Origin of the sequence: uncultured Nostoc sp. (assembly GCF_964247315.1) — a bacterium.
Taxonomy (GTDB): Bacteria; Cyanobacteriota; Cyanobacteriia; order Cyanobacteriales; family Nostocaceae; genus Nostoc.
The window spans coordinates 1-9,829 of sequence record NZ_CAXTTT010000189.1 but is presented as its reverse complement, the minus strand read 5'-3'; the positions used below and the strand labels follow the sequence as shown (position 1 = coordinate 9,829).

9 protein-coding genes and 2 pseudogenes are annotated in these 9,829 nt (G+C 45.9%); 6 read left to right on the top strand and 5 right to left on the bottom strand.

Going from position 1 to position 9,829, the window contains the following annotated elements:
* Window positions 1-203: 203 nt before the first annotated feature.
* Together ACFE93_RS32670 and ACFE93_RS32665 are read left to right on the top strand one after the other, a co-directional pair.
* The gene (locus ACFE93_RS32670) at window positions 204-878 is read left to right on the top strand and encodes an NADPH-dependent F420 reductase (RefSeq protein ID WP_375479966.1); all 675 of its coding nucleotides are present in this window, start codon (window positions 204-206) and stop codon (window positions 876-878) included.
* A gap of 9 nt (window positions 879-887) precedes the next feature.
* Complete coding sequence (locus ACFE93_RS32665; RefSeq protein ID WP_375479964.1) at window positions 888-3,545, top strand: glucosidase; 2,658 nt, start codon at window positions 888-890, stop codon at window positions 3,543-3,545.
* A 312-nt stretch (window positions 3,546-3,857) separates the two neighbouring features.
* On the opposite strand, the gene ACFE93_RS32660 is transcribed toward ACFE93_RS32665, so the two are convergent.
* Both ACFE93_RS32660 and ACFE93_RS32655 read right to left on the bottom strand, forming a co-directional pair.
* Complete coding sequence (locus ACFE93_RS32660; RefSeq protein ID WP_375479962.1) at window positions 3,858-4,754, bottom strand: SDR family oxidoreductase; 897 nt, start codon at window positions 4,752-4,754, stop codon at window positions 3,858-3,860.
* 36 nt (window positions 4,755-4,790) lie between these two features.
* Window positions 4,791-5,153, bottom strand: a complete 363-nt coding sequence (locus tag ACFE93_RS32655) for a Fe-Mn family superoxide dismutase (RefSeq protein WP_375479960.1) — start codon at window positions 5,151-5,153, stop codon at window positions 4,791-4,793.
* A gap of 17 nt (window positions 5,154-5,170) precedes the next feature.
* On the opposite strand from ACFE93_RS32655, the pseudogene ACFE93_RS32650 reads away from it, so the two are divergent.
* The 4 genes and pseudogenes from ACFE93_RS32650 to ACFE93_RS32635 all read left to right on the top strand — a co-directional run.
* Window positions 5,171-5,323, top strand: a pseudogene (locus tag ACFE93_RS32650) (HNH endonuclease); the annotation flags it as partial.
* A gap of 322 nt (window positions 5,324-5,645) precedes the next feature.
* Complete coding sequence (locus ACFE93_RS32645) at window positions 5,646-6,824, top strand: FAD-dependent oxidoreductase (RefSeq protein ID WP_375479958.1); 1,179 nt, start codon at window positions 5,646-5,648, stop codon at window positions 6,822-6,824.
* Between the two features lie 229 nt (window positions 6,825-7,053).
* Window positions 7,054-7,902 carry an oxidoreductase gene (locus ACFE93_RS32640; RefSeq protein WP_375479956.1) on the top strand — a complete coding sequence of 283 codons (849 nt, stop codon included), beginning with the start codon at window positions 7,054-7,056 and terminating at the stop codon, window positions 7,900-7,902.
* 413 nt (window positions 7,903-8,315) lie between these two features.
* Entirely contained in the window at window positions 8,316-8,627 is a 312-nt protein-coding gene (locus ACFE93_RS32635) for a hypothetical protein (protein ID WP_375479954.1), read from the top strand.
* Window positions 8,628-8,688: 61 nt separating this feature from the next.
* Here ACFE93_RS32635 and ACFE93_RS32630 read toward each other — a convergent pair whose 3' ends face one another.
* The 3 genes and pseudogenes from ACFE93_RS32630 to ACFE93_RS32620 all read right to left on the bottom strand — a co-directional run.
* Window positions 8,689-9,066: a VOC family protein gene (locus tag ACFE93_RS32630; RefSeq protein ID WP_375479952.1), complete on the bottom strand. Its 378-nt coding sequence runs from the start codon at window positions 9,064-9,066 to the stop codon at window positions 8,689-8,691.
* Between the two features lie 207 nt (window positions 9,067-9,273).
* A complete protein-coding gene (locus tag ACFE93_RS32625) occupies window positions 9,274-9,522 on the bottom strand; it encodes a hypothetical protein (protein ID WP_375479950.1) in 249 nt (82 codons plus the stop codon).
* 29 nt (window positions 9,523-9,551) lie between these two features.
* A pseudogene (locus ACFE93_RS32620) lies at window positions 9,552-9,710 on the bottom strand (histidine phosphatase family protein); the annotation flags it as partial.
* Window positions 9,711-9,829: the final 119 nt, after the last annotated feature.

Sequence of the window (9,829 nt, the reverse complement as noted above, 5' to 3'; positions counted from 1 at the left end):
CAAAGACTCATTCACGAGTATCAAAGACTCATTCACGAGTATCAAAGACTCGCCCGCGAGTATCAAAGACTCGCCCGCGAGTATCAAAGACTCGTTCACAAGTGTTAAAGACTCGTCCACGAGTATCAAAGACTCATTCACGAGTGTTAAAGACTCGTGAATGAGATTTGGTTATTCACTGATGAATTAGGAAACTCAATCCTATGAAAATTGGCATTATTGGCTCAGGCAATATGGGCAGGTCGGTAGGAATTCTTTGGGCAGAACGGGGACACGAGGTTTTCTTTGGTTCTCGTGAGGCAGCGAAAGCACAAGCGATCGCAGAACTTGCAGGACACAATGCAAAGGGCGGCACAAATGATGAAGCGGCGGCGTTTGCAGACGTAATTTTTTATGGCGTGCGGGAGTTACCCTCTAAGGTTTTTTCTTCAACCGATGTGCTGGCAAACAAAGTACTGATTGATTGTAATAACTCACTCATCCCTGAAGAGTTTGCTTTTGAACCAATTGCAGAATCAATTGCTGAAAAGTTTGCTGCTGATGTACCCAATGCCTATATAGTCAAAGCCTTTAACACCTTTGCTCAAGAAGTGTTTGAACTAAGTCCAGACCCACTTAAGCAATATCAGGTTTCGTGCTTTGTATGCAGCGATAACGAGCAGGCAAAGCAGACTCCGATCGGCTTGATAACAGATATCGGCTTTAACCCTGTCGATTGTGGCGAATTGCATCGTGCCCGCATGGTTGAGGGTTTAGGCGACTTTATCCGATTTATGATTGGTGGTAGAAAACTTGGCTCTTATGCAACAATTTCAGTTCATCAACTTCCAGAAGCCAAGGAACAACGCTTAGGCGGACGTAAACCAGGATACGCTTAAATTAGAACTATGACAGCGGAAGAACAACGCTTGCAAGAAGACCTAGAACGCAAAGCTTACTGGCGACGCTGGGGATCGTACCTGAGTGAGCGGCAATGGGGCACTGTGCGCGAAGACTACAGCCCCGATGGTTCAGCCTGGGACTACTTTCCCCATGACCATGCGAGATCCCGTGCTTATCGTTGGGGCGAAGATGGCATCGCCGGAATTTCTGACAATCATCAGCGATTGTGTTTTGCGATCGCTCTATGGAACGAGCAAGACCCGATCCTCAAAGAGCGGATGTTTGGCCTAACGAGCAACGAAGGTAATCATGGCGAAGATGTTAAAGAATACTATTTTTTTCTTGACAATACGCCAACTCATGCATACATGAAATTCTTGTACAAATATCCGCAGCAAGCATTTCCCTATACTCAACTAGTCGAAGAGAACCGTCGCCGCAGCAAACAGGAACCGGAATTTGAATTACTTGACACGGGTGTATTTGCCGAAGACCGCTACTTTAATGTGTTCGTTGAGTACGCCAAAGCCTCTGCTGAAGATATTTTAATTCAAATCACGATCGCTAATCGCGGTTCCCAGGCCAAGCCATTGCGTCTGCTGCCGTCGCTTTGGTTTCGCAATACTTGGTCATGGGATGGAAAAAGTGAAAAACCGATGCTGAAGGTGCTGAAATCAGAAGCAGATTTCAGTATCATTGAAGCGTCCCATCCTGACATGAGCAATTATTGGCTCTACTGTCAAGGTGCAGCAGAACTTTTGTTTACTGAGAATGAAACGAATTTTCAGCGGCTGTATGGTGTGGAAAATACCTCACTTTACGTTAAAGATGGCTTTCATGAGTATGCGATCCACAATCGCTCGGATGCGGTGAATCCGAACTGCATGGGCACGAAGTTTGCTGCTGACTACAAATTGATGATTCCACCCGGTGCAACGCAAACTGTACGCTTGCGGCTGGCAGATTCATCTGGTATTGCCAATCCGTTTGGCGATGAGTTCGAGCAAATTTTAAGCGATCGCATCAAAGAAGCTGACGAATTCTATCAGCGGATTACGCCGTTTCAACTATCTGATGACGAGCGGATCATCCAGCGGCAAGCGTTTGCCGGAATGCTGTGGAGCAAGCAGTTTTATCTGTACGTCATCGAAGATTGGCTCAAAGGCGACCCTGCTACTTTGACTCCCCCCGATTCGCGTCGGAGTGTTCGCAACACAGATTGGGTGCATGTATATATTGATGATGTTCTTTCCATGCCTGATACCTGGGAGTATCCTTGGTTTGCCGCTTGGGATTTGGCATTTCATACTATTCCCTTGGCAATGATTGACCCAGATTTTGCCAAGCGACAACTGCAACACTTGACGCGGGAATGGTACATGCATCCTAACGGGCAGTTACCCGCTTACGAGTGGGAACTGAGCGATGTCAATCCACCGGTACATGCATGGGCAGCGTGGCAGGTCTATCAAATCGAGCAGAAATTCTACGGACACGCTGACAAACGATTTCTGGAACGAGTATTTCAAAAGCTGCTGCTCAACTTTACTTGGTGGGTTAACCGCAAAGATGCCGAGGGTAAAAACATTTTTCAAGGCGGCTTTTTGGGCATGGACAACATTGGCGTGTTTGATCGCAGTGCCCCCCTACCGACAGGTGGCGATTTAGAGCAGGCAGACGGTACAAGCTGGATGGCAATGTTTTGCATGAACATGCTGACAATTGCCCTAGAACTGGCGATGGATGAACCTATCTACGAAGATATTGCCAGTAAATTCTTCGAGCATTTTCTGCGAATTGCCGATGCCATGAATGGGATTGGTAAGGATGAACTTGTCCTCTGGGATGAGGAAGACGGGTTTTTCTACGATGCACTGCACTTTTCAGATGGACATCATTTTCCGATGAAAGTGCGATCAATGGTTGGCTTAGTGCCTTTATTTGCGATCGGAATCCTAGAACCCGAAATCCTTAAAAAACTCAGTGGATTTCGCAAGCGTTCTGAGTGGTTTATTAAAAATCGCCCAGACCTCACAACTGGAATTGCCTGTATGCAAACCACAGGCGAACACCAGCGCCGTTTACTGGCAATCTTAGATGGCAAGAAGCTAAAGCGCATCTTAGAGCGCATGTTAGATGAGCGCGAGTTTTTAAGTCCGTATGGCATTCGCTCTGTATCAAAATTTCATGCCGCTCATCCCTTCATCATGCACGTCAACGATCGGGAGTATCAGGTGGATTATGAACCGGCTGAATCCACAAACAACTTATTTGGTGGCAATTCTAACTGGCGCGGCCCGATTTGGTTTCCGATGAATTATCTGCTGATCGATGCCCTATACCACTTTCATAAATACTTAGGAGATGACTACAAAGTAGAATGCCCGACTAATTCTGGACAATGGATGACGCTGAGGGAAGTAGCGATCGAGTTGTCAGAACGACTTGAACGCATTTTTCAACAAAATGCCAACGGGCATCGACCCGTCTACGGTGCCGTCGAGGTTTTTCAGACAAATCCTCATTGGCGAAATTTGCTCACCTTTAATGAGTACTTTCATGGCGACAATGGCGCTGGCTTAGGAGCAAGCCACCAAACTGGCTGGACAGGAGTGATTGCACAATTAATTCATCGGTGTGGTGAAAGTTTATTTCTCGAGTGAACGAACAGCGCGATCGCAATCCTCGTTGTTGCGATAGCGTACCCGCCCGCCGTAAGCGATCGCAATTAACCAACCAGAATTAATCTGAAGGTTTTCCCTATTTTCAAGATCAGTGACTCTTATAAAGGTTCTCCTAGTACTCGACCAAGCCAAAATTGCTACGTGGAGACAGGCTCTTGAGTAGAGGAGCAAAGGAGCAGAGGAGAAATTTATACAGTTTTTCCCTCTGCCCCTTTGCATCTCTGCACCGGGAGCTAACCACAACGCAAAATTTACCAGAGCAGACTACTAGAGTCGTTTCAACATTTTGAACTAGGCAATCCCGATGCCGCCTGTTACACCATAAACTTCTCCCGTGATGTAACTGCCTTCTTGGGAAGCAAGCAACACATACACAGGAGCAATTTCCACAGGCTGACCGGGTCTTCCGAGCGGGACTTCAGAACCAAATTTCTCGATCTTGTCCTGGGTCTGACCACCACTCGGCTGTAGCGGTGTCCAGAATGGACCGGGTGCGACTGCATTAACGCGCACTCCTTTCTCGATCATCTGTTTGGCGAGAGATTTGCTAAAATTCTCAATGCCCGCTTTCGTCAGCGCATAGTCAAGCAGACTCGCTGAAGGTTGATATGCCTGAATCGAAGTGGTGTTAATAATCGATGCTCCGGGCTTGAGATGTGGAACGGCTGCTTTGGTAATCCAAAATAGCGCGTAGAGGTTTGTCTTCATCACTTTATCGAAATGCTCAGTTGTGATATCGCTAATTGAAGGGTAAGATGTCTGTGCGCCAGCATTGTTCACAAGAATATCTAAACCGTTCAAAGATTGCACTGCATCTGTCACCAGCTTTTGGCAAAAATGCTCGTCGGTGATGTCACCCGGAAGCGCAATCGCTTTGCGCCCTGATTGTTCAATCAATTGGATGACCTCTTGAGCATCAGCCTCTTCGCTCTTAAGATAGCTGATCGCCACATCAGCACCTTCCCGCGCAAATGCGATCGCAACAGCGCGCCCGATACCAGAATCGGCTCCCGTGACCAATGCCTTCCGACCTGCAAGCTTTCCACATCCAATGTAGCTCTGCTCACCGTGATCCGGTTGGGGCTGCATCTTTTGAGCAAGTCCTGGTACGGGCTGCGGTTGTTGGGGAAAGGGTGGAGCGGGATATTGCTGCCGGGGGTCTTGCATCTCTAATCGATCGTCTTTCATCACTTGGTTCTTTTGATAGTTTTTGCAATTCAAGACTCAAGTATCAAGCATTGAGGAAAACGATTCCTCACCCTTTGAGCAGAATAATGTTCCAAAGTATGCAATACTTGGGTGCGAGCTAATTGATGCGCTTGTAGCTGCTCCCGTCACAAACTCCCCGTTTACTAAGTAGGGGAAGAAAGTTTGGAGAAAATCAAGGCGACGATTCTGATAGTTAAGATAGTAGGCGTGTTCCCAGACATCACAAGTTAACAGTGGAATTTGTCGATTCACTATTGGATTCATGGCATTCTCAGTTTTAACGACTTTGAGTTGGTCTTGGTCAATTACTAGCCAAGCATAGTAGTGTGCCAAACTGAGTCGCACCTGCACTTTTAAACTTACTGGTAAACTGTTCAAAACTCCCACGGCACATTAAATGTGCATCCTGCGGCCTAAAATTCATCGATGAGGAACGGATTCACCTGCATCACATCGACGGAAATCACGCTAACTGGAAGAAAAATAATTTGGAAGCAATTCATGAGAGTTGCCACGATTACAAACACATGAGCAAAAGCGCAAGCTAAGAACATCGGAAGCTGGGTGCGATGAAAGCCGCACGCCCAGATTTAACTGAGAGGTGCGGGAGATAATACTCCCCATCGACTCAACCAACTCAGTAGAGCGTACACTGCCTAGCTGGTTTAATCCAGAAGATATTTACAACCATTTCAACGGTAAGCCGATTTCTTTTGATACTTAGCTCTTCACTGTTAATTAATTTCTTGAAATAGCTCTTGATCTATCTAGATTTAGAAAAAGATTATACGGAATTTTTCCGTATAATAAATAGTTCTGTCGCAAGCGCGCGGCGTTGCTGCATACGTGAAAATGAGATTTATAGAATTTATGGATGAAGTCGTAGCTAAGTGGATACAAAATAAACAAATCGCTATAGTTGGTGGCGGTCCTGGTGGACTAACCTTAGCACGACTTTTACAACTTAAAGGTGCAAACGTAAAAGTGTATGAACGAGATTTTAATAAAGATGCTCGTATGGTTGGTTCGCCGCTTGATATGCATGAAGGGTCGGGAATGGCGGCTTTACGCAAAGCAAATTTATTAAGCGAGTTTAAAAAGAATTTTCGTCCCGGTGCCGATAAAATGATTATCGTGAATAAACGTGCAGAAATATTTTTTAGCGATCACGAAACCAAACCTGATGAAGATTTTGACAGTGAACATTTTCGTCCGGAAATAGACCGTAGTCCATTACGAAATATGTTGCTGGAATCTTTACAACTGGAAACAGTTGTGTGGGACAGCCATTTTATTTCAATGGAAAAACAAAATGTGGGCTGGTTGTTGCATTTCAAAAGCGGTTCATCTGCTTACGCAGATATTGTCATTGCTGCTGATGGCGCTAATTCTAAAATCCGTCCATACATCACAGACATCAAAGCTTTTTATTCAGGCATTACAATGCTTGAAGGCAATATTTATGATGCACAAAAAGCAACGCCTCATATTTATACATTGCTGAATGGCGGAAAAATAATGGCTTTCGGAAATACAAAGAATTTATTGATGGGTCTCAAAGGCAATGGTGACCTAACTTTTTACGCAAGTTTCAAAACAGATGAAAACTGGGCAGCAAATAGTGGCTTAGATTATTCTGACAAAACACAAATGCTGGCATGGTTTAAAGAAGAATATTCTGAATGGAGCAGTGTCTGGTACGAACTGTTTGAAAATGCAGCCACACCTTTGATTCCGCGCCCCATTTACTGTATGCCTTTGAATCAAAACTGGGAAGCCCGACCCAACTTAACCATGCTCGGCGATGCCGCACATGTAATGCCTCCCTTTGCAGGAGAAGGCGCAAACATGGCTATGCTTGATGCTTTGGAATTGAGCCAGTGTTTGTGCAACGAAAATTTTAGTGGGATACAAACTGCTATTGCTGCTTACGAAAACCAAATGCGAAAAAGAGCGGCAGAGGCAGCGCAGGAGTCTTTAGAAAATGGAGATCGGATGCACAGCTCAGACGCGCTCGGAAAAATGCTGGCATTTTTTGACGCGAAGTAATTTATAGTACTGAAAAGGACAAACACTTGCTTATGATAACAAGGAAACTTAATGGTCTAACAAGCGACAGAACAAGGTGCTGCACCCGACCGCCTACAGCTTCGCTCGTCGTTCCTCCTCGCTACGCTTCCGGCGGCGGATGAGCTTGTCGTTGTGTTGCTTGCGCGCAGCGTTTCGGTGGATGCAACATTTTAGTGGCTGATATAACAGTAGATAGAAGGGTAGTACCATGAAAAAGACTTGGTTCATCACAGGCGCATCGCGCGGCTTTGGTCGCATCTGGGCTGAAGCCGCCCTCAAGCGCGGCGATAATGTCGCGGCGACCGCCCGCACCTTAGAAAGCGTAGCCGACCTGAAAGAACGCTTCGGCGACGCCATGCTTCCTTTAGCGCTCGATGTCACAGATGCCGATCAGGTGCGGCAAGTCGTGGCGCAGGCTCACGCGCACTTCGGCCAGTTAGACGTTGTTCTCAACAACGCCGGCTACTCTCTGGTCGGCACGATAGAGGAAGCGAGCGAGGCTGATGTCCGCGCTTTGTTCGAGACGAACTATTTTGGCACGATTCGGGTCATTCAAGCCGCGCTGCCTTTGCTGCGGCAACAGGGGAGCGGGCACATCTTGGGCGTTTCAAGCGGCCTTGGCCTGATGGCGATGCCGCTCATCGGCTATTACTGCACTTCTAAATGGGCCATCGAAGCGCTTCACGAAAGTCTGGCGCAAGAGGTCAAACCTTTTGGCATCAAGGTGACGCTGATCGAACCCGGCGCCTATGCGACCGAGTTTGCAAGCCCCTCGTCACTCAAGAGGGCAGATGGTCTTGAGGTCTATGACAGTCTCAGGGAGCAGATTTCACCTCATCTATCGGGCGAGAAACGCGGCGATCCCCAGGCGACAGCCAAAGCCATCCTCCAGATCGTAGACGCGCAGGAACCGCCGCTGCGATTCATTCTCGGCAACCAAAACTTGCCCGCGGTGCGCGCCGCTTACGCCGATCGGCTGGCTACTTGGGAGGCGTGGGAAGAAGTCTCGAACGCAGCTCAAGGCGAACCGCAGAAAGGCACCGTTGCATCGTCCTAAGCGGTGCTATCCTATAATGTTATGATGGGCGGTAAGTTTTATGTCCAGTTTGGTTCGGTATAGACTGCCGTGTAGACGTTGGTGCAGACTGGCGTTGATGGTAAACCAGGGGTGAAAATCTTGGACTTGCGAAACTGGGCAGCTTTGATATCACGCTTTGGTCATTGATATCAATTTCTCCTAAATCTCCTATTACATCTGGCTTTCCTAGCGCATTCCTCCACCTTATGAAGCCACTTAAGCAAAACTTATCAATCCACGAGAGAATCAGGATTGTGGGCAGTGCGATTGATAAGCCTGAGTTAAGTGTGTGAAGTCGTTCACGAAACGATCAGCTTTCCAGGGATAATGGGGTGTAATAGTAGCTTTCTACTCATCACACACCTGCCCCTTGTATAAGAACGCTGACGGAATTGGTAGAAGAATGGTTGGACGTGCATCATGGTAAAACAAGGGCTTCGTATCACAATACCATTCGTAAGTTCTTAACTTTTACCTGTGTGGACGCGATCGCTGACATCCAGATCCGTCATGTTCGGGATTGGTTAGATTTCCTGCAAGAGGCAGACACTACAAAAGTTAAGCATCTCAACATTCTCAAGGCGTTTTTTTCCTATGTGACCAGTTTGGAGAAACCGCCGATTTCTCGCAGTCCTATCCCCAAGCAGTTCAAGTTGCCCAAGCCGAAAGATACCACTTGTAATGTGCCTTATATACAGACTTAAGGATTAGGCAGCAACATGAGATCAGTTGCTGCCTAATAACCCGATTTGTGAAGCAAGCTGGTTAAGATTGCGGATTTTGCCGAAGCCCTAACAAGTTTCCGTCAATATCTCTGAAGATAGACAACTGGACTCCGTGACCAACATCTGTGATTGGCTCAATTTCTACTCCTTTTTCAATCAGGCTTTGACGAGCAGCAACTATATCTTTTACAACAAAGGTACTAACAGTACTACCTGTGTCAACTGAGTTACTTAAGTTCAATCCAATTGCAAAACGTGGAATATCAGGAAAACTAAACTGTCTCCAGCTAGGCGTGTCATATTTTTCTTCAGGAACTAATCCAAGCTTGGACTTATACCACTCGACGCTAGCTTCGAGATTAGTAACGTCTACTTTAATGATAAAACTATATTCACCAAAGGTATTTGTCAATGTCATATTCTGTTGTAATAATCCAGGACTTTTAGAATACAGCTATTATAAATCTTTTTATTCAATAAAATACTGCAAGTCTACCGATTATTAGTTTTTTATTTGTCATTACGCAATATCACTTGAAAAGCCACGCTTAAGTCTCTACACTCACAATCAACAGCCATTTGTGAGAGTTTAGGCACTTACTCGAAATAAAAGCCAAAAGTTATGTTAACAGAGGTTGCGATCGCTTGAGATTGAATTACTGATTTGCCCCAATGACTGATAAGGAGATTTCCAGCAATCATCACCGTAAAAGACTTTCTGTTGTCTGTTGGGTAAAAATCTCACACACCATCCGTTTCTAACACGCCATCTGTCAACAGCAATTCCAGTAAGTATGACAGCTACTGCACCGAAAGCTATAGCTAACCTAATACGCTGCCAACGGAAGTTGCATTTGTTTTCTTGAGTTTTCATCTGCATGATAAATTTGTAGCTGTTCAGTTCGACGCGACCAAAATATTCACACGATAGCGATAGCGTCCCAAATCAATTCCTAGTAAACTGCAAAGCATAATCCGAATCGTGGCTTTATGGGAAACTACTAAAACATTACCTTGGGGATGTTTTTCTTGAATTTCAGCAATTACAGGCATAGAACGGTTACAAGTTATGATGCTGCATCTGGTACTGTCAGCTTGAATCTGACTGGTATTACTCCAGATACTAATCCCGAATTTCTCACAAACTCAGAAAAAAGCGGAGGTTAAAACTGGTAAAATGT